Below are 21,760 nucleotides of genomic sequence, written 5' to 3'. Positions count from 1 at the left end.
AGTTTTTGTTATTATACGTGGGCGAGCTTTTCAACATCAACGCCTGTATCGAACGGAGACAAGAGTGAGCGATTTCGTCAAGGACAAGGTGGTAGTGGTAACGGGTGCGGGTGCCGGCATCGGGCGCGATTTCGCGCTGCAATTCGCGGCGAACGGCGCCAAGGTCGTCGTCAACGACCTCGGTCGCAACGCCGAAACCGGCGAATTCGCCGCACAGCGCGTCGTCGCGGAAATCAAGGAGGCGGGCGGCCAAGCGGTTGCTTCCACGGACAGCGTGGCCGAATGGGACTCCGCGCAGAAGATCGTGCAGGCTGCGCTGGACACGTTCGGCCGCATCGACTGTGTGGTGAACAACGCCGGCATCGTGCGTGACCGTATGTTTTTCAACATGAGCCTCGATGAGTGGAAAGCCGTCGTCGACGTTCATCTGAACGGATCGTTTTTCGTGGCACGCGCCGCGGCTCCGCATTTCAAGGCGCAAAACGGCGGCAGCTTCGTTCATATGACCTCCACGTCGGGTCTGATCGGCAACATCGGACAGGCCAACTACTCGGCCGCCAAGATGGGTGTCGTCGGTCTGTCGAAGTCGATTGCCCTCGACATGGCCAAATTCAACGTGCGCTCGAACTGCATCGCACCGTGGGCATGGACCGCGATGACGGCCTCGATCCCCTCGGAGACGCCTGAGCAAAAGGCACGCGTCGAAGTTCTCAAGCGCATGGAATCGCGCAAGATCGCGCCGCTCGCGGTCTACCTCGCTTCCGACCAGGCCGCGAAGGTGTCGGGACAGATCTTCGGCGTGCGCGCAAACGAGATCTACTTCTTCAACCAGATCCGGATGATCCGCTCGCTGCATCGCGACGGCGGCTGGACGCCAGAAGCGATTGCCGAGCAGGTCATGCCGGCGTTCGAAGCGAGCTTCTTCCCGAACGTGCCTTCCATGGCGCTCACGCCGTGGGACCCGGTGTAAGCCAAATCGCAACACTCCCGCGTCATCCCTTGAAGCGGCGGCGCGGGCGATGCGGCGCTCACTCCGCCGCACCTCTCACCCCTCTGCCGAATCGCGCACCTTTTCGGACGCGCTAACGATACGTCTTGCCTTGAGCAACACGGGCAAGTCCACCATCCGTCCATCGACGGACACTGCCCCGCCTTCCGCCCGCTCATACGCTTCGACGATCCGCCGCGCGTTGGCAATCTGATCCGCACTGGGGCTGAAAGCGGCGTTGACCGCCTTGACCTGGCGCGGATGAATGCACAGCTTGCCGCCAAAACCCAGCGATCGCGCCTTCGACGAGTCCTCGGCGAGCTGCTGCTCGTCGTCGATCGCCACGGTGACGCCATCGACCGGACTTTCAATTCCAGCGACGCGCGAAGCCAGCACGATGCGCGAACGCGCGTGCAGCAACGCGTCCCATGAGCCGTCGCAATCCAGATCGAGCTCGAAGTCGACCGAGCCGAAGACCAGCCGCTTCACGCCGGGCATGCGTGCCACCTCCAACGCATTCCAGACGCCCGCGGCGGATTCGATGATCGGCCAGATTGGCTTCGTCGTTGCCGCCGCTACGGCGGTCAACGCAGCCGGCGTCTCCGCCTTGGGCAGCACGACGCCATCGATCCCATCGAACGCGGCAAGTGACAGGTCCTCGTCGAACCACTGTGTTCCAGCGCCATTGATGCGCAACAGCACGCAAACTGGCGATGCCGAAAATGTTCGTACCGCATCGGCAACATGGGCACGCGCCGACGCTTTGTCCGCGTCTGCAACGGCGTCCTCCAAGTCAACGATCACCGCATCGGCGCCTGCCGCGAGCGCCTTGGCGAATCTTTCGGGCTTGCTTCCCGGCACAAAAAGAAACGAACGCATAAGTCTCCAATTCAGCGCCCGGTCCGGCTACGGCGTACCCGCCGGCGGACCGGACTCAACGATCAGCTGAGAACAGCCGTGGCATCCATCCGCAATGACCCGTCGCTACCAGCGATCCACAAGCTCACTTTGCCTGGGTCGGATTCGTCTCGCTTTCCGCATACATAGAAAGGCGAAGTGTCCACCACCGGTTTGATTGCGCGGAACGAAAACACTCCGACGCGCGCGCCCGGCAGTTCCGATCTCAGCGAGTCCATGAGTAGCGTGGCGAGCAGCGGGCCGTGCACGACGAGACCCTCGTAGCCCTCTTCGCCGCTTGCGTAAGGCCGATCGTAGTGAATGCGATGACCATTCAACGTCAGTGCCGAATAGCGGAACAGCAGCACGGGATCGGGATTGATCTCGCGGGCCCAATGGGCGCCCGCGGGCGCGGCCTGTGACGCCGCCGGCTTCTCGCCAGCAACCGGATGATCCCGATACACGATATCCTGGCGTTCTACGAGCGCAACGCCATTCGCATCGCTTACTTCGTGCTTGACCTTGACGAACACCAGATCGCCGGTGCGCCCCTGCTTGTGCGCTACGCTCTCGATCGAAGAAAGTCGGGTGATCGCGCTGCCCGCTTTCAGCGATCGCACGAACTCCAGTTGACTGCCTGCCCACATGCGGCGAGGCAAGTCGACCGGTGGCAGGAAACCGCCACGCTTTGGATGCCCGTCGAGCCCGACCATCGACTGACGATGGACCGGCAGAAAATAGAGCCAGTGCCACAACGGCGGCAACTCATCGCCAGTTGCCGCGGGCGGGTCGTCCCGGTCTAGCACGGCGCCGAGCGCCGTCATCGGCGTGAGGGTGACGTGGTCCCGCATTTCCTCCGTGCGCCCGGTCCATTGCTGCAAACACGCGATATCCATGACCATCGTGCCGCTCACTCCAGATCCAGCGCGTTGCGAATCGCCGCAGCGATGGGAAGCAGTGGATCTTCTTCCGGCGTGGTCGGGTTGAACAGCTTGTTATGGCAAATCGCGACGGCGAGCCCGGTGTCCGGGTCCGCCCAGCCGATCGAATTGCCCTGACCCGGATGGCACAACGCGCGCGGCGAACGCACCGCCGTCACCGGCGGATGGTCGCCGCCGAACCAGAAGCCGCCGATCGTGATCGGAATCGGAAAGCCGAACATCACCGGGTCCGGTTCTTCGCTATTCGCGCGTGGCGTATTCAGCGTGGCGACGAGCTCCTTCGACAGTATCCTCACGCCGTCCAACTCACCGCCACATGCGAGCATCGCCCAGAAGCGCGCCTCGCTGCGCGCATTGAAGATCCCGCCGACACCCGCTACTTCCGCGCGCCGCACGTCCGGACGCTCGAAGACTTGCGGCGTCAATGCAACCTGTTCGGGCATCGAGCGCAGGAATAGCGGCGGCAGGTACTCCGCGGGAACCGGCACCATCGCATCGGTGAGACGTGCGATGCGCGGTTCGACTTCGTCCGGGATGCCAATCCATAGATCTTCGATGCCAAGCGGCAGCGCAATCTCTTCCCGGACGAAACGGCCCAACGAGCGCTTCTTCGGATCGGCCCGTCGCACCAGCTCGCCAACGATCCAGCCGAACGTCATCGACAGATAAAGCGTCTTCGTCCCCGGCTCGGCGAGCGGCTCGAGGTTTGCGATTGCGCGGGTCATCCACTGCCAGTCGCACATCAGCTCCGGCGTGACGCCCTCGGGCATTTGCGGCACGCACGCGCGATGAGTCAGCACATCGCGCACCGTGGTTTTCTCCTTGCCGTGCGCGCCGTACTCCGGCCAGTAGCGCGTCACCGGCGCGTCGTACTCGATCAGGCCGCGGTCGGCCAGAATGTGCAACGCGGTTGCCGCAACGGCCTTCGTGACCGAATAGACATTGAAGAGCGTGTCGCCATCGACAGGACGGCCGGTGGACGGGTCCGCCACGCCGCTCCATGCGTCGATCACGAGTTTGCCGTTCAGATAAGCGGCCACCTGCACGCCGATCTCGCCGCTTTCGCGCGTCGCGCGATCGAGCGCCTGCTGAACGATCGCGCTGCGCTGCGTTGATGCTTGCACTGCCAATGTCATATCGGGTCTCCCATTTGTGAACATGTCGCGTTGACGGGCTACGTTCTGCCAGACTGCGCGGCGATACCCGCAAGCCCTTCGAGCGCGAGCCCGAAGCCCAGCTCGTCGACCATGCGACGCTTGAACGGCTGCGTAAAGACCGCGCGCGTGTATCGCAACGTTTCGACCGGCTTCGCCGCGATTTCGCGCGCGATTTGCCAGGCGCGTTCGAGCAACGTGTCGGGCGCGACGACTTCGCCGACGACACCAAGCTCCCACGCGCGTTGCGCACTGATGCGCTCGCCGGTGAGCAGAAAGTGGCGGGCGCGGTTGTGGCCGATCAGCATCGGCCAGACTATCTGCACGCCGTCCGCGGGCACGACGCCGTGAATGAAGTGCGCCTGATCCGAGACTTCCGCGTGGCTGGAGGCGAGCACGATGTCGGACAGCGCCAGCAGCTCGGCATGAATATGCGCAGGCCCGTTGATCGCGCCGATAACCGGAACCGGAATGTCGAGCAGTTGCATCAGCAAGTCTTGCCCCTCGCGTTGCAAGCGCGGCCAGACTTGCGAAAGCGGCTCCGCCGGAAACTCGGCGTGATTCATCGCGTCGCAGAACGAATCGCCGGTTCCGGTCAGGATGACCACGCGATTGTCGAGGTCGCGTGCGATCTGATAGAACGCCTCGCCTAGCTGGCTGTGAATGCTGCGATCGAGTGCGCCCCACTTCAGTGGGCCGCCATCCGTATGCAGGCGCACTTGCAAAACACCGTCGCGTCGCTCGAATTCGATATTCGAAAAGTGCCCCTTATAGTCCTCAAGGCAACTCATCGCGCGTCCTCCAGGATCAGCCCGGCGGCGCGCCATGCCATCGCCATCATCGGGCCGTTCGTGTTGCCGGAGATCATCGTGGGTGTGACAGACAGATCCATCACGCGCAGGCCTTCGACACCGCGCACGCGCAGCCGCGAATCGAGCACGGCAAGCGGGTCCGAGCCCATCTTGCAAGTACCGCATGCGTGAAAACCGGATTGGCCGTCGCGCCGGTACAGGTCAAGAATTTCGTCATCGGTCTGGACAGCGAGGCCGGGGCGTGTCTCCCCCACCAGCAGACTCCTGAGCGGCTCGGCGCCCAGCACGTTGCGCATGAGCCGGAACGCATTGACGGCCATCTTCTGGTCGTACGGATCGGCAAGATAGTTCGCGACGACTTCAGGCGGCACGCGCGGGTCCGACGACTGGAGCCTGAGGTGCCCCTCGCTGCGTGGACGCAGTGGATAGCTGAAGAGCTGCATGCCCGGGAACGACTCGAACGCGTAACCCGCCGCGCCGAAATCCATCGAGTACGGCGCCATCATCAATTGAACGTCGGGACGCTTCGCATCGGGCGCGGTCTTGACGAAACCACCCACCTGATACGAGCCGAGCGACATCACGCCACGGCGGAACAGAAAATACTGCATCGCGTTACGCCATAGCCGCATGCCGCTGAACTGCCGGTTCTGCGAATCGCGCCAATGCTGCAGACGCGCCTGCACCATATACAGATAGTGCTCGCGCATGTTCCGTCCGACACCCGGATTCGCCGCCACGACAGGAATGCCGAGCGACTGCAAATGGACTGGATCGCCAATGCCCGAAAGCTGCAAAAGCCGCGGCGACTCGAGCGCGCCCGCCGACAGCACGACCTCGCGGCGCGCCCGGTAAGCGATCTGCTGCCCCGCGCTTTCGCACTGGACACCGACGGCGCGCGTGCCGTCGAACACGATTCGCGCGGCTTGCGTGCCGGTAACGACGGTCAGATTCTTGCGCTTCCTTGCAGGCTTCAGAAAGGCTTCGGCCGAGCTTTGCCGGCGACCGTTGCGGATCGTATAGATCAGATAGGCCACGCCCTCATGATCGAGCCGGTTGATGTCTTCAACGCGCCTCACGCCGAGCGACCGGCACGCTTCGAGCACGGCGTCGCCGATACGATTGCGCTGCGCGTACTGCGACACTTTCAGCGGTCCACCCTCGCCTCGTAGCTCATCGGCGCCGAGCGCGTGATCCTCGATGCGCCGGAAGCACGGCGCCAGATTCTGCCAGCTCCATCCCTCGACACCCAGCTCGGCCCATCCGTCGTAGTCCTCGGGATGACCCCGCATATACACCATGCCGTTGATGCTGCTGGAACCGCCGAGCATCTTGCCGCGCAGCCAGATCTCGTTGCGATGCCCGTTCCCGTCATCGGGCTGCACCGGAATGAACCAGGCATGAGCTGGATCGCCTAGCAGCTTTCCGAAGCCTTTAGGCATTCGGATCAACGGATTGCGATCTTCCGGACCTGCCTCGATCAGCAGCACTGAATGGCGCCCGCTTTCCGAAAGACGATTGGCCAGCACGCAACCTGCGGCACCGGCGCCAATCACGATAAAGTCAAACTCGATCATCTATGCGTTCTCCACCGTCCGTGCGTGCGGACCAGCTCTACCTCGTGAGCTGGCCCGTCACACGTGCCTTGTCGGCCAGCCTCGTCCACGACACGCGAGGCTGGCGCTGTTCTGGTTAGCCGAAGACGACGGGAATCGAATGCGGAACGCGCATCATGATTCCATTGATCTGTGGAGCTGCCGCGGCCGGATCGAGGCGAAGATTGGGCAGGCGATCGAGAATCGCGTTGAGCGCGCGCGTCATTTCCACGCGCGCAAGGTGCTGGCCGATGCATACGTGCGGGCCATACGCGAATGCGAAGTGCCGGTGCGCAGGCTTTCGATAGATGTCGAACTTGTCCGGATCGGGGAAGCGGCTGGGGTCGCGATTGGCGCTTCCCGCCAACACGTCGAGAAATGCGCCCGCCGGAATCTCCACACCGCCGAGCGTGACGTCACGCGAGGCCATCCGCGATTGCATCAACACGGGGCCATCCCAGCGCAGAGCCTCCTCGATCGCCTGCGCGACCAGCGTGCGATCCTCGCGCACCGCTTCGAGCTGTGCGGGATCGCGCAACAGCGCGAGCAGCAGCACGCTAGTTGCGCGATACGTGGTGTCACCGCCCGCATTCACCAATTGGCGCAGGAACGAAATGACGACCTCGTCCGGCAGCAACTCGCCATCGACTTCCGCGATGGCCAGCGAGCTGACGAGATCGTCGCCCGGTTTGCGGCGGCGCTCCTCGACGAGTCGAGCGAAATAAGCACCCAGCTTCGTCGACGCCTCCACACCATGCGCCACATCGATCGAAACCAGCGTCTGCGCGATCGCCAGCTTGTGGAAGATCTTGACGTCTTCCGGCGGCAATGCCAGTTGGCGATAGATGATATTGAACGGATAGTGAAGCGTGAACTCGTTGACGAGATCCGCATGTCCGCGATCGATGAACTTCGACATCAGTTCGTTCACGACCGGATCGACCAGCGTATCGCCCCATGCTGCCACCGTGAGCGGCAAAAAGGCCTTCTGGAAGATGCGGCGGTAACGCGGGTGCTCGGGCGCGTCCATCGTCGAGATGCTGCGTCCGAAGCTGATGCCGATATTGCGCTCGTAAGACTTGTTCGAGAACGTGACCGGATCTCCGAGCACCTGCGCTACCTCGTCGTATCCGAATACGCAGTAATGCGCAACATCGGACATCGTCAGATCCGCTGCCGCGCCCATCAGCACACGGTAGTCGCCTTTCTGAACCGAGCCTTTCTCGCGGAGCTCGGAAATCCGCGGATACGGGTTGGGATCGGCGCCGAAAGCGAGCGAATCCTCGAAAAAGGGGTTGAACTTGGGATCGTCGAAGTCCTCGAGTTGCAGCGCGCCCGCCATGGTACCTGTCTCCATTAATCGTTCATTTAAAGGCACCTCTGCCTGGTAGCGACGTGCCGATAGCTGAACTATGTTCGATTTTGCACGAATGTGCAAGATCGTTTTATCATTCGCTGAAAGGGATCGCGCACTGTCCGATCCGCACCCGCCATGAAAGGGAAACCATGCCGTCCAGAACCACTCACGCCGCTACCAGCCCGGCGACTGCCATCAATGAGCCGCGTGCCACGGCGCGCAGCACGACGCCAGAGCGCATTCTCGATACGGCCGAGCGGCTGTTCGCGATGCACGGCTACTTCGGCACGTCGATTCGCGACATCATGCAGAGCTGTGGCATGGAGCTGAGCCTCGCGCGCTACCACTTCGGCAGCAAAGACGCGCTGTTTCAACAGGCGATCGGCCGTCGCGCGGCCGTGATCAGCCGGCAGGTCATCGAATCGCTCGAGGCCGGACTCGCACCGCTGCGAGGCAAACGTCCCGACGTCGAGACGATCGTGACCGCACTTTCCGCACCGGCTTTCGCGCATCTGACGAGCGGCGATCCGGGGTGGCGAAACTACCTGCGCCTGCTGACCCAGATTGGCTGCCTGCTGGAGCGCCCCGACCTCACGGCGCCGTTTTATGACCAATACGCGCCGGCGGCCGCGCGCTATCGTGACGCCTTCGCCAACGCGCTTCCTCATGCGACGCGGGAGACCGTCGAACTGGTGCAGCATTTCGTCGAGTCCGTGTTTCATCTCGTGCTCAACGAGCTTTACGCGCAGGAAGCGCGATCCCGAACACGGGCACTCGCGACGGCGCATATCGAGCGCATGCGCACCTACCTGATCCGTTTCGCGGTTGGCGGCATCGAGGCGATGGTCAGCTCCACGGCGGCTCAGCGGGGTTCATGAGCATTGACAGCAGCAACGACGGTCGTTCACAATTTAGAACACTATTCGCAGATTCTGGCCGCAGCGAACTTGTGGCCGTATGAGACGGAGTTGGCTTCATGACAGCTGGAGACGCAGAGGACACCGCACTGATCGTCGGGGCGGGTCACGCAGCGGGAGAATGCGCGACCGCGATCCGCGAACAGGGATGGACGGGGCGCATCGTGATGGTTGGGGAAGAATCCCACTTGCCGTACCAACGGCCGCCGCTCTCCAAAGCATTTCTGTCGGGCGAATCGACCGCCGAGCAGCTCTACCTGAAACCGCTGTCGACGTACGACAAAGCGCGTGTCGAGTTCATTCCGAATGTGCGCGCCCAACGCATCGACCGTGACGCGAAACGGGTCACGCTTTCCAACGGCAGCGAAATCGGCTATACGAAACTCGTTCTGGCTACCGGCGGTCGCGCGCGGCGCCTCGCGTTGCCCGGTATCGAAACGATCGAGAAGCTGCAGAACTTTCACTACCTTCGCACGCTCGATCACGTCGCGCGCATTCGAAACCAGTTTCATGCCGGCTCGCGCCTCGTGATCATCGGCGGCGGATATGTCGGACTGGAGGTGGCTGCCGTAGCCGTGAAGCGTGGCTTGCACGTCACCGTGCTCGAAGCATTGCCGCGCGTCCTCGCGCGCGTCACGGCGCCCGAGCTTTCCGCGTTCTACGAGAAAGTGCACCGCGAGGCCGGCGTCGACATCCGCACCAACGCGATCGTCAGTGAGTTCGAACTCGACGCGTCGGGCGACGCGGTCGCGGCCGTGTCCTGCGCGGACGGCACGCGCGTCGCCGCGGATCTCGTCATCGTCGGCGTGGGACTGGAGCCCGCCACCGAACTTGCAGAAGCAGCCGGGCTGGCCGTCGACAACGGCATCGTGGTCGACGAATACACCCGCACGTCTGATCCGGATATTTTCGCGGTCGGGGATTGCACCAACCACCCCAACCCTTCGCTCGGCCGGCGCCTGCGGCTCGAGTCGGTGCCCAACGCGCTGGAGCAGGCCCGCACCGCGGCTGCCTCGTTGTGTGGCAAGGAGCGCGTCTACAACAGCGTGCCGTGGTTCTGGTCCGATCAATACGATCTGAAGCTCAAGATGGTCGGCTTGTCCCACGGCTACGACGAGTTCGTCCTGCGCGGCAATCCCGATACCCGCTCGTTCTCTGCGTTTTATCTGAAAGACGGCGTGATGCTCGCAGCCGATACGGTCAGTCGGGTGCCCGAATTCGTGCTGGCCAAGCGATTCGTTGCCGAGAAGATTCCGGTCCGCGCGGCCGATCTCGCCGACGAATCGATCCCGTTGAAGAGTCTGCTTCCCCAGTCCAACTAATTTTTCAGAGGTTCAGAAGCCATGCCGCTCATTCGATTCATTCAGCCGGACGGCAGCGAAGCCGCCGTGAGCGCCACCGTTGGCGATTCCGTCATGCAGACGGCAGTCAACAACCAGATCCCCGGCATTCTCGGCGACTGTGGCGGCAGCTGCAGCTGCGCAACCTGCCATGCGTACGTCGACGAGGCCTGGAGCAGCCACATGCCAGCGGCCGAGTCCTATGAAGTCGACATGCTCACCTGTGCGATGGACGTGCGCGAAAACAGCCGTCTGACATGCCAGATCTTCGTGACGCCGGAGCTGGACGGTTTGGTCGTGCATCTGCCCGGCGTGGCTGCGTAAGCGTGACGGACATGAAGGTTCGACGCACGACGCTGATCACCGGCGCCGCATCGGGCATGGGCGCGGCGCTGGCCCGGCATTTGACCGCGCTCGGCGAACGGGTGATCGGCGTCGATCTCCACGATGCGGAAGTTTGCGCGGACCTCGCTGTCCCGGCGCAGCGCGCAGCGCTGGTCGCGCGCGTACAGCAGATCACACCGTCGATCGATGCGGTGGTCGCCTGCGCCGGCGTGTCGCCGCCCGTGCCCGGCGACACGCTGGTGGCGGTGAATTACTTCGGCGTTGCTGATCTGTTGCCACGCCTGTTGCCGCTGCTGCATCGCGCAAGGGAGCCACGCGCCGTGGTGATCTCATCGCTCGCATCGCTTCATCCGGTCGATGCACGCCTCGTCGAGTTATGCCTCGACGGCAACGAGGCAGCGGCACGCGAGCAAGCTGGAAAGATCGGCGCACAAAGCTATGCGTCATCCAAGCGCGCGCTGACCCAGTGGATACGGCGCACGGCGGTGCTGCCCGGCTGGGCCGACAAGGGCGTGTTGCTCAATGGTGTCGCGCCGGGCGTCGTGAAGACGCCGATGGTCGCGCCGCTGCTGGAAACTGCCGAAGGTCGCGAGGCGCTTGCCGCCGGCGTGCCCACCGTCGTGTCCAATTACGCTACCGCCGAGCAGATCGTGCTGCTCCTCGCATTCCTTGCGAGTCCAGCCAATGGCTACATGGTGGGTCAAGTCCCCTTCGCCGACGGCGGTGCCGACGTGCTCTTGCGTGGAGAAGCCGCGCTGTAACGCGCAAGAGCCGCGGACACTGCCGTGCTTACGGCGCCTTCGTCAAAGCGTCGATGGCGTGCTGTTCGCTCGCGCTCCAGAAGGTCGCCCACGTAGGGAAACTCTGCGGAAGGCGCGGCTGATACCGGTCGCCTTCATACTTGCCGGGCCAGTTCTGGAAGTGCGGCGCACCGGGGCGCTCGAGCCAATCCGTTGAATACCAGTGCTGTTCGTCGCGACGCTCGAAGTACCATTGCCCATCGCGCCGCACGTAGTGGTCGAAGTAGCAGATGGCCATCACCACCCACGCACCGTTGTCCTCATGCTCCGCGCGACAATAGACGCTTCCCGTTGCATGGTCGGCGTCGATGAAATCGACTGTGTGGCCGCAGATCTGGTGAATGCTGCGGTAAAAGCCGCGCAAAATATGCTCGGCCCCATAGAAGGTCTTCAGCGCCGCGCGCCCCACGCCCCATCGGCCACAGTTGACGTCTTCGGCGAACAGCTGCACCAGACTGTCCAGATCGCGCGAATCGACCGCAAGCGCATATCGCACCGGCAACTGTTGTATAGCAAGCTGCGCCTCGATGCGCTCGATACGCGCAAGAAGACCGGAATCCGTCGTCATGCCATTCCCTTCGCAACGTTAGTCGTCGCCGCCGAGCGCGCACGGATTTCGTCCGCATAGTAAGGCTGGTGCGAAAGAAGCCCACCATCGACGTTGAACACCTGGCCAGTGACGAACGCTGCTTCATCCGAAGCGAGATACACCACCGCATGCGCAATGTCTTCGGGCTGCCCGAGGCGCGGCGTCAGATGGTGGCTCAGCATCATCTCCCCGAGCTCGCCCGCGTAGTACGCCTGGGTCACCGGCGTGACGATCAGGCCGGGAGCAATCGCGTTGCAGCGTATTCCCTCCTTGCCGTGCTGCGCGGCGATGTAGCGCGTCAGGTTCTCGATACCGGCCTTGCAGACACCATATGCGCTATACCCCAGAGCACCCGCCTGAGCCGAACCCGACGAGGTATTGATGATCGAACCGCCACCACGTGCCCGCATCAGCGGCAGCGCACGCCGGGAAGCCAGCATGGTGCCGCGAAGATTGATGCGCATCGTGTCGTCCCAGACAGCGACGTCGACTGTCTCGACTGCCGCATCGACGGTACTGGAGAGCGACGTGGCCGCGGCGTTGTTGTGCAGGATATCGAGGCCGCCCCATGTCTTGAGCGTCAACTCGAACATCGCGTCGATCGAACCTTCGTCGCCGATATCGACACGCGCCGCGACTGCCTGGCCGCCCGACTCCTTGATGCGACGAACCTGCTCCTGTGCGCCTTCGAGATTGAGGTCCGCCACGACGAGCAGCGCGCCCTCATTCGCGAGTCTCGCAGCACAGGCCGCGCCGATGCCCGACGCGGCCCCGGTCACAATGGCTATCTTGTCCTTGACACGTTGCATCCTCATTCTCCTCGGTAAGTCATCGTTATTGAAGCTTGCCGGGATTGAGGACCGGCCCCGCTGTATGCTGACCACCATCACCGTAGATCACGGCGCCATTAACAAAATTGCATGCCTCGGAGGCCAGGAAAAGCCGTCCACGCGACCGAACGCGCGCATGGGGGTGTCGACGATAGCCCGCGCCGACTCCGTTGTGCCTACCGGATTGCAGTCGGCGCCGGCCGTATCGCCACCATAGTCGTTCACGACGATCCGTGCGCCGCGAAGCGCAAGCTCAGTCGCAATCGCGCGGCCAATTGCACCGGCAGCACCAGTCACTATGGCGGCTTGTCCATCGAACGATAGCTGCGGCATAACGGCGACTCGATCAGCCGGCCGCAACGCGGTCGAGATGAAAGTCGATATCGCCAAACATCTTCTCCATCATCGTCATCTTGCGGAAGTAGTGCCCCACCGGATATTCCTCGGTGAGTCCCATGCCACCGTGCAACTGGATGCCCTGCGCGCAAACGAAGCGATTGGCGCGCGCGGCAACGGCCTTGGCCGCCGAGATCACGCGGCTGCGTTCGGCCGCCGGGCTGTTCAGGTGGGCGATCCCGCAGTACAGCATCGAGCGCGCCTCCTGGGTGGCGACGAACATCTCCGCCATGCGGTGCTGCAACGCCTGGAACTTGCCAATAGGCTGGCCGAACTGCGAGCGTCCCTTGATGTACTCCGAGGTGATCGCCATCACCGCTTCCATCATGCCGAGGCTCTCGGCCACGCTTGCGAGAATCGCCAGTTCCGTGGCTTGCGTGAGCACCTCCAGCGCGCGTTCCGGGCCGACGATCAGCGCATCCTCACCGAGCTCGACGTCGTGCAGGTCGATATCCGCGGCACGCGATCCATCGAGCAAGCGGTACGAACGGCACGTCACGCCCGCAGCGCGTCGATCGACGAGAAAAACGCCCACGCCCTGCGATGCACCTTCGACTCGCGCGGTCACGAGCAACTGATCCGCCGACGCGCCTGCGATCACCAGCGTCTTTGCCCCGCTGATCAGGTAACCCGAGCCTGTCTTGAGCGCGTGCGTTCGTGCGTGGCATCCCACTTTGTACCGGCTGCCCGCTTCGCTATCCGCGAGCGAAAGCAGCAGCTTGCCCTCGATGACGGCGGGAAGCAGCGTCTCGCGCTGAGCCGGCGCATCGCCTCGTTCGATGATCGTCGCGCAAAGCAGCGCCGTCTGTACGACCGGCTCGAGCGCCATGCCACGGCCCAGCGCCTCCATCAGGATCGCCGTCTCGACAAACGAGCACGCGAGACCGCCGACGTCTTCCGGCATGGTCAGGCCGAGCCAGCCAAGCTCCGCATACGCGCGCCAATGATCGCGACTGAAGCCCTCTGGTCCCGCCGCAATGCGCGTGCGCGCCTCGAATCCATACTCCTGCTGAACATAGCGCTCAGCGCCATCCTTCAGCATCAATTGTTCTTCGGAGAAGTTGAAGTCCATGGCTACAGTCCAAATGCCAGCTTGGCGATGATGTTCTTCTGCACTTCGCGCGCACCGCCATAGATGGTGGATGCGCGAGCGATCAGATAGCCCGACGTGCGACCACCCATGTAGTCCGGCCAGTTTTCGTCGACTACCGGATCACCAACTGGCTCGCTGTGGTCGTCGAAACGTATCGCGCGAGGACCGAGTGCGTCCATTTGCAGCTGCGTCACACGCTGTTGCATCTCCGAGCCGCTGATCTTCAGCGCAGAGACGACAGCGTCGAGATTGCGCTCGCTCTTCTCTTCAGCGAGGATGCGCAGCACGGACCATTCGAGCGCCATCAGGTCCGCTTCGACCTCCGCGACCTTGCGCGCGAACCCGGGCGTATCGATCAGGCGCACGCCGTCCACCGTCTCCTGAGCGGCGATCTCCTTCGCGCGTTGCAGCTCGCGTTTGTTGAAGTACAGGAACGCACTCGCCGTGCGCTCCTTTTCGAGCAGATACTTCGCATAGGTCCAGCCCATGCCAGCCTCGCCCACGAGATGCGCCTTCGGCACGCGCACGTTCTCGAGGAACACTTCATTCAGTCCCTTGCCGCCCTCGATCGAGACGATCGGACGCACCGTGATGCCCGGTGTGTCCATTCTGACCAGCAGGAAGGAGATACCGCGTTGCGGCTTCACGGTCGTATCGGTCTTGACGAGGAAGAATCCCCAATCGGCAATCGTCGCGTCGCTGGTCCAGATCTTCTGGCCGTTGATGACGTACTCGTCACCGTCGAGCACGGCCGTGGTCTTCAGTCCGGCCAGATCCGAGCCCGCGTTCGGTTCCGAGAAGCCTTGGCACCAGAACTCGTCGCCACGCAGGATAGGCCCGAGAAAACGCTCCTTCTGCCAGTCCGAGCCAAACGCGATGATGACGGGCGCCACCATCTGAGTGGACTGCCAACCGTAGTCCATCGCATCGGCGTTGTACAGCTCTTCCATGAAGATGTGCTTGCGCAACGCGCTCCAGTCAGTGCCGCCATGCTCGGCCGGCCAATGGGGCGCGCCCCAGCCGCGCTCGTACAAAATGCGCTGCCATCTGCGGATATCGTCGCGCGTGGGCGGATGCACGCCATCACGCCAGCGGCGCGAGATGTCGGCCGGTGCATGCTCGTTGAAAAACTTCCTGACTTCCTGACGAAATGATTCGTCTTCCTCGCTGTAGCCGAAATGCATGCTTGACTCCTGAATCTCTTTCGTCTTCGTTTGTCTGCTCTGCCGCGCCGCTGTGCTGCGCTCGTGCGGGGTCTGCGCCTAGCGGCCCCTGAACGCTGGTGCGCGCTTTTCTCTGGCCGCGAGCCGTCCTTCCGCCGCATCCTCCGAGTTCACCGCGAGCGCCACCGCGTTGAGTTCCTGAGCAAGAAACTCTTCCATGCTGCCCGTGTTCAACCTGAACAACTGCTTGGTCAGCCCGAGCGAAAAAGTCGGGCCGGCCGCAAGCTCGCCAGCCAGCTTCTCGGCAGCCGCATCGAGGTCGCCGTCTTCGACGAGATGACTCGCCAGACCCATATCGAGCGCTTCCTTGCCGCTCAGCCGGCGATTCAGATACATGATTTCCTTCGCGCGAAACTCGCCGCAATGACGGGCGAGCAGATGCACCATGCCACCTTCAGGCAAGGTGGCGCGCATCAGGAATGCGGGAATGAACTGCGCAGTGTCGGAAACGACGAGCTGGTCCGTGCACAGCGCAAAGCTCCATGCAATTCCCACCGCCACACCCCGTACCGCCGCGACGATCGGCTTGTTGAGGTTGTACAACCGCAGCGCGATCTTCTGGTACACCGCCATCGATGCACGCGCGTGCGCCACGCTCATCTGCGGCGGCGCGGCGCCGCTGCCCTTGATGTCGGCGCCGGCGCAAAAGGCGCGGCCTGCGCCGGTGAGGATCACCGCGCGAATCTCCGGGTCGTGTTCGATGCGATCGAGATGGCCGAGAATCAGGTGGAGCATCTCCGGCGTCAGCGCGTTGAGCTTCTCGGGGCGGTTCAGACACAGCGTCGCAACCGCGCCGTTCAATGTGAGTTCAACATCCATGATGTTCGGATCTACGTTTGGGTTGGAGTGGTCGCTTCGCACGACGGGTCAACTGCCGCGAGCGTGCAGCCGGATCATCCCGTCGCCGAATGGCTCGTCGCGGCGCTTGAGCGCCTCCTTGAGGCCAACCGCTTCCATGTCTGCCTTGAATTGCGCGCGCCGCGGCCCCTGGCTCTGGTGAGCGCGGGCGTCGTTCTCGACCGCAATGCGCTGAAGCGTGCGCGAGCCGGCCAACTCCAGGCCGAGGTTGACGATGCGCTTGTTCGCAGCCAACAGATCGGCATCGACGAACGACAGACGGCGCGCCAGCTCGTTCACCTCCGCGTCGAGCTGTTCTGCCGGCACCGCATCCATGACCAGCCCAATCTTCGCGGCGTCGCGGCCCGTCAGCGAGTCGCCAGATAGCAGCAGACGTTTCGCCCACTGCGGGCCCACGTGATAGAACCACATATGCGCGGGCGGCGAGCCGTTCGCACGCGTGGCGGGAAAACCGATCCTCGCATCGTCGGCGGCGATCACCATGTCGCACGCGAGCGCCAGGTCCGTGCCGCCCGCAAGACAGTTGCCATGCACCTGCGCGATGATCGGCTTGTGGATTTCGGCCATCAGATTGACCGTCTCCGACTGCCGCTCCATCGACCAGCAATCGTCGTCGAAGCTGCGAATCGTGCCGCGATAGTCACCCGGATCAACAGCGTCCGCGGCACGGTCCGAATACGTCGTCACGAGATCGTAGCCCGCGCAGAAATCGCGGCCGGCTCCCGACAGCACGATCACGTTCACCGATTTAAGGTCGTCGGCTTCGAGCAACGCCGCTTTGAGTTCCTGCAGTAGCGGATTGTTGATGGCGTTGCGCTTGTCCGGCCGATTCAGCGTGATACGCGCAACCCGCTCCGCTACTTCGAACTTCACGCATTCCGAACTCTTCAGCCACTTGGCCATGGTCGATTCTCTCCAAATGAGGCGATTGCCGTTCACTGGGCAAACTGCTGGCGCAAGCTCACCTTGCTGATCTTGCCGGTCGGCAGTCTCGGCAGCTCGTCGACGAAGGCGATGGCCTTCGGACATTTGTAGCTCGCGATCAGGCCGCGGCAGAACTCGATCAGCTCGGCTTCGCCCGCTTGCTCGCCCCGCCGCAACACGACGATCGCTTTCACGCACTCTCCCCACTTCTCGTGCGGCACGCCGATCACCGCCACGTCGATGACCGCCGGATGCTGCCCCAGCGCATCTTCGACTTCACGGCTATAAATGTTTTCACCACCGGAAATGATCATGTCCTTCTTGCGGTCGACGAGGAAGATGTAGCCGTCCTTGTCCTGGTAGCCCATGTCGCCCGAGCGGTACCAGCCGTCGCGCAGTGCTTCCACCGTCGCCACGCTGTTGTTCCAGTAGCCGCTCAACTGCGTCTGCGAGCGCAGCCAGACCTCGCCGGTCTGACCTTGCGGCAGATCGTTGCCATGATCGTCGACGATGCGCAGGTCGATGCCGGGACACGGACGTCCCACCGATGCCAGGCGCCGTACCTGTTCCAGCGTCCCTTGAGGCTTCACCTCGTGCGCAGGCAGCCAGCAGGCATTGCTCTCGGTCATACCGTACTGCACCGAAAACACGGGGCCAAGCACCTGAATGCCACGCACAAGCAGTGGCGGCGGCACCGGTGCAGCCGCGGTGACGATGTTTTCGATGCTCGACACGTCATAGCCCGACAGCTCCGGCACGTCGAGGACCGCCTGAAGCATGGCAGCAACCATGAACGTGAAGGTGATGCGTTCTTGCGCGATCGTCTCGAGCATTTGCTTCGGATCGAAGGCGCGATGTACGACCGTCGTGCCGCCCATCCATGCGACCGCATTAACGAAGCCGATCCCGCCGACATGAAACGCCGGCGTCGTCTGCAGCACACGCGTCTTGCCAGAAAACTCCGTCACGAGCGCGCAGCTTTCCGCGGTGACGCACATCGCATGGTGCGTGCGCACGACACCCTTGGGACGCCCTGTGGTGCCGCTCGTGTACATCAGGTACGCATAATCCTCGGGATTCGAGCGGATCGGCGGCCCTTCCACTGGGCCGGCTTCCATCACTTGCTCGAATGAAACGGCCCAATCAGGCGCATCGCCGATGCAGATGTACTGCTCGATTTCGGGCAGTTGCGAACGCAGTCCGTCCACGACATCGGCATACTGAGCCTCAAAGACGAGCGCTTTGGGCGCCGCATCCTTCAGAATGTAGAGAATCTCCGCGGGCGCCAGCCGGAAATTGACGGTTGCGATAATAAAGCCGGCCCACTCGCATGCACGGTAGCTCTCGTAGTACTCCGCGCAGTTCATTGCGAGGATCGCAACCCGATCCTGACGCCGCAGGCCACGCTGATACAGCGCGCCCGAAAAGCGTCTTGCACGCTCCGCCAACTGAGCGTGCGTCAGACGCCGTTCCGCATACACGAGCGCCGTGTGGTCGGCATGCAAGCGAGCGTTTCGCTCGATCATCTCGCCAAGGGTTCTCATCTCAATCCCGTCGTTGTTGTGTCAGATCGTCTGTTAACCTGCGAGCGTCTGCGGATCAGCCAGCACCGTGCCGATGAATGCGGCGAAGCGCGCCGCGTCGGCTCCGTTGATCACGCGATGGTCGTAGCTGAGCGACAAGGGCAGCATCTTGCGCCAGCTGACGCCGCCGTCATCCGCCGGCGCGGCCGCCAGCCGGGTTTTGGTCACGCCGAGAATCGCCACTTCAGGCGCATTGACGATAGGCGTAAAGCCAGTCCCGCCGAAGCCGCCCAGCGAGCTGATCGAGAAGCAGCCCCCCGACATCTCCGCCATCGATAGTCCCTTTTCGCGGGCCTTCTGTGAAATGGCTGCAAGTTCCACCGAGAGTTCTTCGACACTCTTCCTGTCGCAATCGCGCAGCACCGGCACGAGCAATCCAAAGCGCGTGTCCACGGCGACCCCGATGTGGAAGTACTTTTTCAGAACGATGTTTTTGCCGTCACCGTCGAGCGACGCGTTGAATTGCGGGAACTCCTGCAAAGCCCGCACCACGGCTTTGATCAGGAAGACGAGCGGCGTCAGCTTGACCGCCGGATTCGCGTCGTTGCGCGCCTTGCGATAGCTTTCGAGCGACGTAATATCGGCATCGTCATGGTGGGTCACATGCGGAATCGTCAGCCAGTTGCGCGATAGGAAGGCTCCTGTGAGCTTCTGGATGCGCGACACCGGCTTGACCTCTACCTCGCCGAATTCGGCGAAATCGACCTGCGGCCAAGGCGGCAAATGCGCACCAAATGCTGGGGCTGCGGCCTCGCCCGAACCAGCATTCACGTTGGACTGCGCTCGGGTAGCTACGGATTCGACACTCATCGCGGATGCCTTTTCAAACGACTCTTGAATAGCGTGACCGGCCTGCGGCCAATCAGACGATTTCCGCCAGCACCGTGCCGACGGGATACACTTCGCCAACCTGGGCAACGATACGCAGCGTGCCCGACGCCGGCGACTCGACCTCCTGAACCGATTTGTCGCTCTCGAGCGCGTAGAGAATCTGCCCTTCGCTCACGGTCGCGCCGTCTTCCGCCAGCCATTCGGCCAGCGTGCCTTCATTCATGGAAAAGCCCAGTTTGGGCAGCAGAACTTGTGTGGTCATGAGCTTGCTCTATTGATGATGGAAATTCCGGGAGTGCGCGCTCGTCATTTCAGCGTCGCGCGAACCGCCGCTTCGATGTCTGCCACGCCCGGCGCGAACGCGTCTTCGAGCGGTTTGGAGAAGGGCACGGGGCAGAATTGCGCGCCCACGCGCTGCACCGGCGCCTTGAGTTCGCGAAAGAGGGCCTCGTAGATGCGAGATGCGATTTCTGCACCCACGCCGAACGGCTTGACGGCCTCGTGCACCACGACGGCGCGCCCTGTTTTGGCAACCGAAGTCAGGATGGTTTCGGTATCCAGAGGCGAGACCGTGCGCAAATCGATCACTTCGCAGGTGATCCCATCCTTGGCGAGCGCCTCCGCGGCGACCATGACCTCTTGCACGCGGCGGCTGTAACTGATCAACGTGACGTCCGTGCCTGCGCGCACGACGTTGGCCTTTCCAAGTGGAATCGCCACGCCGCGCTCCGGCGCATTGCCCGGGTTCCAGTAGGTCGGCATGTTTTCGATGAACAGACAAGGGTCGTCATCGCGGATGCAGGACAGCATCAGGCCATACGCATCGGCAGGATTCGAAGGCGCGACCACCTTGATGCCGGCGACGTGCGCGAACCACGCTTCAAGATAGTCCGCGTGCTGACCACCCGTGCCGAAGCCGGCACCGGTCATCGTGCGGATCACGATCGGCACATTGGTCTGCCCGCCCGACATGAAGCGCAGTTTCGCCGCGTGATTCACGATCATGTCCATCGCGACGGTCGTGAAGTTCATCAGCATGATTTCCGCCACCGGGCGCATGCCGACCATCGAAGCGCCGATAGCCGCACCGATGATGGCCTGCTCCGAGATCGGCGTCGAACGCACGCGCGACGTGCCGTATTTCGACGACAGTCCCTTCGTTACGCCGACAATGCCGCCTTCCTGACCGTCGGCAACGTCTTCACCCAGCACGATCACGTTGTCATCTGCGGCCATGGCGTCGTCAAGCGCGAAGTTGACGGCCTGGATGGTGTTGATGTTGGTTGGCATCTGGCTCATGCAAGCACCTCGTCCTTGAAGATGTCGCGACGAAGCTCAGCGACATCGGGATATTCGCTCGACAACGTGAATTCGACCGCAGCGTCGATCTGCGCCTCGTGCCCGGCTTCCATCGCAGCCAGTTGCTCTTCGGTCGCATGCTTTGCATCGATGAGCCACTGGCGGAAGAGCGGCACGGGGTCCCTGGCGACCCAGGCCGCCTTTTCGTGCTTGTCCATGTATGCGTCCGGATCGCCAAATACATGGCCCTGAAAGCGGAACGTGTTCGCTTCGATGAGCGTCGGGCCGCCACCGTCGCGCGCACGCTCGACCGCCTCGCGCGCCGCCTTGTGCATCGCGATCGGATCGTTGCCGTTCACCGTCACGCCGGGCATCTGGTACGCGACGGCGCGTTGCGCGATATTGGACACGGAGGTGCCGTAAGCGTATTTGGTGTGCTCCGCGTAGCCGTTGTTCTGGCAGACGAAAATCACCGGCAGTTTCCAGACCGATGCCATGTTCAGCGACTCGTGGAACGCGCCGATGTTGGATGCGCCATCGCCGAAGTAAGCGACTGCCACGCGCCGTTCACCGCGAATCTGCGCGGCAAGCGCCAGGCCGTTCGCAATTGGCATCGAACTGCCGACGATGCCGGTCGTGACCATCACGCCGGAAGCGGGATGGGTAACGTGCATCGGACCGCCCTTGCCCTTGCAGGTCCCGGTCACTCGTCCACCGAGTTCGGCCCAGAGTTCCTTGAGCGGGACACCTTTGGCGATCATGTCGTGAACACCGCGGTAGATCGTGCAGATGTAGTCGTCATCGGTGAGACACACCGACATCGCCGACGGAATCACTTCCTGCCCGCGCGGCGAGTAGTACGGCATGACCAGCTTGCCGGCCTTGATCACGGCGCGAAAGCGCTCATCGTTCTGCTTGATGAGTGTCATGCGCCTGTAGATGTCGACCAGGACTTCGCTGCTGGGCGGCTGATAGGCATTCATTCGTC

Annotated in this window: 23 protein-coding genes; 5 read left to right on the top strand and 18 right to left on the bottom strand. The window is 62.8% G+C overall.

The annotated features are described in order from the left end of the window. The first annotated feature begins 64 nt into the window (after positions 1-64). The gene (locus AB3X86_RS18305; protein ID WP_176111340.1) at positions 65-970 is read left to right on the top strand and encodes an SDR family NAD(P)-dependent oxidoreductase; all 906 of its coding nucleotides are present in this window, start codon (positions 65-67) and stop codon (positions 968-970) included. A gap of 75 nt (positions 971-1,045) precedes the next feature. Here AB3X86_RS18305 and AB3X86_RS18300 read toward each other — a convergent pair whose 3' ends face one another. From AB3X86_RS18300 to AB3X86_RS18275, 6 genes are all read right to left on the bottom strand, one after another. Then, positions 1,046-1,867, bottom strand: a complete 822-nt coding sequence (locus AB3X86_RS18300) for a CoA ester lyase (RefSeq protein WP_368597074.1) — start codon at positions 1,865-1,867, stop codon at positions 1,046-1,048. Between the two features lie 62 nt (positions 1,868-1,929). Beyond that, the gene (locus AB3X86_RS18295) at positions 1,930-2,787 is read right to left on the bottom strand and encodes a MaoC family dehydratase N-terminal domain-containing protein (RefSeq protein ID WP_368597287.1); all 858 of its coding nucleotides are present in this window, start codon (positions 2,785-2,787) and stop codon (positions 1,930-1,932) included. Positions 2,788-2,795: 8 nt separating this feature from the next. Then, a complete protein-coding gene (locus tag AB3X86_RS18290) occupies positions 2,796-3,962 on the bottom strand; it encodes a serine hydrolase domain-containing protein (RefSeq protein WP_368597073.1) in 1,167 nt (388 codons plus the stop codon). A 38-nt stretch (positions 3,963-4,000) separates the two neighbouring features. Then, positions 4,001-4,771 carry an enoyl-CoA hydratase/isomerase family protein gene (locus tag AB3X86_RS18285; RefSeq protein WP_368597072.1) on the bottom strand — a complete coding sequence of 257 codons (771 nt, stop codon included), beginning with the start codon at positions 4,769-4,771 and terminating at the stop codon, positions 4,001-4,003. Next, a complete protein-coding gene (locus AB3X86_RS18280) occupies positions 4,768-6,369 on the bottom strand; it encodes a GMC family oxidoreductase (RefSeq protein WP_368597071.1) in 1,602 nt (533 codons plus the stop codon). Before AB3X86_RS18280 ends, AB3X86_RS18285 begins: the two co-directional genes overlap by 4 nt. Positions 6,370-6,484: 115 nt before the next feature. Continuing rightward, complete coding sequence (locus AB3X86_RS18275) at positions 6,485-7,729, bottom strand: cytochrome P450 (RefSeq protein WP_368597286.1); 1,245 nt, start codon at positions 7,727-7,729, stop codon at positions 6,485-6,487. A 164-nt stretch (positions 7,730-7,893) separates the two neighbouring features. On the opposite strand from AB3X86_RS18275, the gene AB3X86_RS18270 reads away from it, so the two are divergent. The 4 genes from AB3X86_RS18270 (at position 7,894) to AB3X86_RS18255 (ending at position 11,107) form a co-directional block, all read left to right on the top strand. Further along, positions 7,894-8,622 (top strand): TetR/AcrR family transcriptional regulator, encoded by a 729-nt coding sequence (locus AB3X86_RS18270; protein WP_368597070.1) that lies wholly within the window; start codon positions 7,894-7,896, stop codon positions 8,620-8,622. A 98-nt stretch (positions 8,623-8,720) separates the two neighbouring features. Then, complete coding sequence (locus AB3X86_RS18265; RefSeq protein WP_368597069.1) at positions 8,721-9,983, top strand: NAD(P)/FAD-dependent oxidoreductase; 1,263 nt, start codon at positions 8,721-8,723, stop codon at positions 9,981-9,983. Between the two features lie 21 nt (positions 9,984-10,004). Further along, on the top strand, positions 10,005-10,325 hold the full coding sequence (locus AB3X86_RS18260) for a 2Fe-2S iron-sulfur cluster-binding protein (protein ID WP_018436097.1): 321 nt from the start codon (positions 10,005-10,007) through the stop codon (positions 10,323-10,325). An 11-nt stretch (positions 10,326-10,336) separates the two neighbouring features. Then, the gene (locus tag AB3X86_RS18255) at positions 10,337-11,107 is read left to right on the top strand and encodes an SDR family oxidoreductase (protein ID WP_368597068.1); all 771 of its coding nucleotides are present in this window, start codon (positions 10,337-10,339) and stop codon (positions 11,105-11,107) included. 28 nt (positions 11,108-11,135) lie between these two features. Here AB3X86_RS18255 and AB3X86_RS18250 read toward each other — a convergent pair whose 3' ends face one another. The 12 genes from AB3X86_RS18250 to AB3X86_RS18195 all read right to left on the bottom strand — a co-directional run bounded on the left by AB3X86_RS18250 (position 11,136) and on the right by AB3X86_RS18195 (position 21,755). Then, positions 11,136-11,714, bottom strand: a complete 579-nt coding sequence (locus tag AB3X86_RS18250) for a nuclear transport factor 2 family protein (RefSeq protein WP_368597067.1) — start codon at positions 11,712-11,714, stop codon at positions 11,136-11,138. Beyond that, on the bottom strand, positions 11,711-12,544 hold the full coding sequence (locus tag AB3X86_RS18245; protein WP_368597066.1) for an SDR family oxidoreductase: 834 nt from the start codon (positions 12,542-12,544) through the stop codon (positions 11,711-11,713). Before AB3X86_RS18245 ends, AB3X86_RS18250 begins: the two co-directional genes overlap by 4 nt. A gap of 87 nt (positions 12,545-12,631) precedes the next feature. Further along, positions 12,632-12,898, bottom strand: coding sequence for a hypothetical protein (locus AB3X86_RS18240; RefSeq protein ID WP_368597065.1), 267 nt, complete (start codon positions 12,896-12,898; stop codon positions 12,632-12,634). Between the two features lie 13 nt (positions 12,899-12,911). After that, positions 12,912-14,033: an acyl-CoA dehydrogenase family protein gene (locus AB3X86_RS18235; protein ID WP_368597064.1), complete on the bottom strand. Its 1,122-nt coding sequence runs from the start codon at positions 14,031-14,033 to the stop codon at positions 12,912-12,914. Positions 14,034-14,035: 2 nt separating this feature from the next. Continuing rightward, entirely contained in the window at positions 14,036-15,238 is a 1,203-nt protein-coding gene (locus AB3X86_RS18230; protein WP_368597063.1) for an acyl-CoA dehydrogenase family protein, read from the bottom strand. A 78-nt stretch (positions 15,239-15,316) separates the two neighbouring features. Beyond that, positions 15,317-16,096, bottom strand: coding sequence for an enoyl-CoA hydratase/isomerase family protein (locus AB3X86_RS18225; protein WP_368597062.1), 780 nt, complete (start codon positions 16,094-16,096; stop codon positions 15,317-15,319). Between the two features lie 48 nt (positions 16,097-16,144). After that, a complete protein-coding gene (locus AB3X86_RS18220; protein WP_176111353.1) occupies positions 16,145-17,038 on the bottom strand; it encodes a crotonase/enoyl-CoA hydratase family protein in 894 nt (297 codons plus the stop codon). A gap of 32 nt (positions 17,039-17,070) precedes the next feature. Further along, positions 17,071-18,603 (bottom strand): class I adenylate-forming enzyme family protein, encoded by a 1,533-nt coding sequence (locus AB3X86_RS18215; protein WP_368597061.1) that lies wholly within the window; start codon positions 18,601-18,603, stop codon positions 17,071-17,073. A 33-nt stretch (positions 18,604-18,636) separates the two neighbouring features. Then, a complete protein-coding gene (locus AB3X86_RS18210) occupies positions 18,637-19,551 on the bottom strand; it encodes a 2-oxo acid dehydrogenase subunit E2 (protein ID WP_368597060.1) in 915 nt (304 codons plus the stop codon). Continuing rightward, positions 19,505-19,735 (bottom strand): biotin/lipoyl-containing protein, encoded by a 231-nt coding sequence (locus AB3X86_RS18205; protein WP_152851317.1) that lies wholly within the window; start codon positions 19,733-19,735, stop codon positions 19,505-19,507. The genes AB3X86_RS18210 and AB3X86_RS18205 overlap by 47 nt, the downstream gene beginning before the upstream one ends. Positions 19,736-19,779: 44 nt before the next feature. Further along, positions 19,780-20,772 (bottom strand): alpha-ketoacid dehydrogenase subunit beta, encoded by a 993-nt coding sequence (locus AB3X86_RS18200; protein WP_368597059.1) that lies wholly within the window; start codon positions 20,770-20,772, stop codon positions 19,780-19,782. Beyond that, a complete protein-coding gene (locus AB3X86_RS18195; protein WP_368597058.1) occupies positions 20,769-21,755 on the bottom strand; it encodes a thiamine pyrophosphate-dependent dehydrogenase E1 component subunit alpha in 987 nt (328 codons plus the stop codon). The genes AB3X86_RS18200 and AB3X86_RS18195 overlap by 4 nt, the downstream gene beginning before the upstream one ends. Between the last annotated feature and the right edge of the window lie 5 nt (positions 21,756-21,760).

The sequence above is a fragment of the Paraburkholderia sp. BR14374 genome (genome assembly GCF_040948685.1).
In the GTDB taxonomy this organism is placed as follows: Bacteria; Pseudomonadota; Gammaproteobacteria; order Burkholderiales; family Burkholderiaceae; genus Paraburkholderia; species Paraburkholderia youngii.
This window is presented reverse-complemented; position numbering and strand designations above follow the sequence as displayed.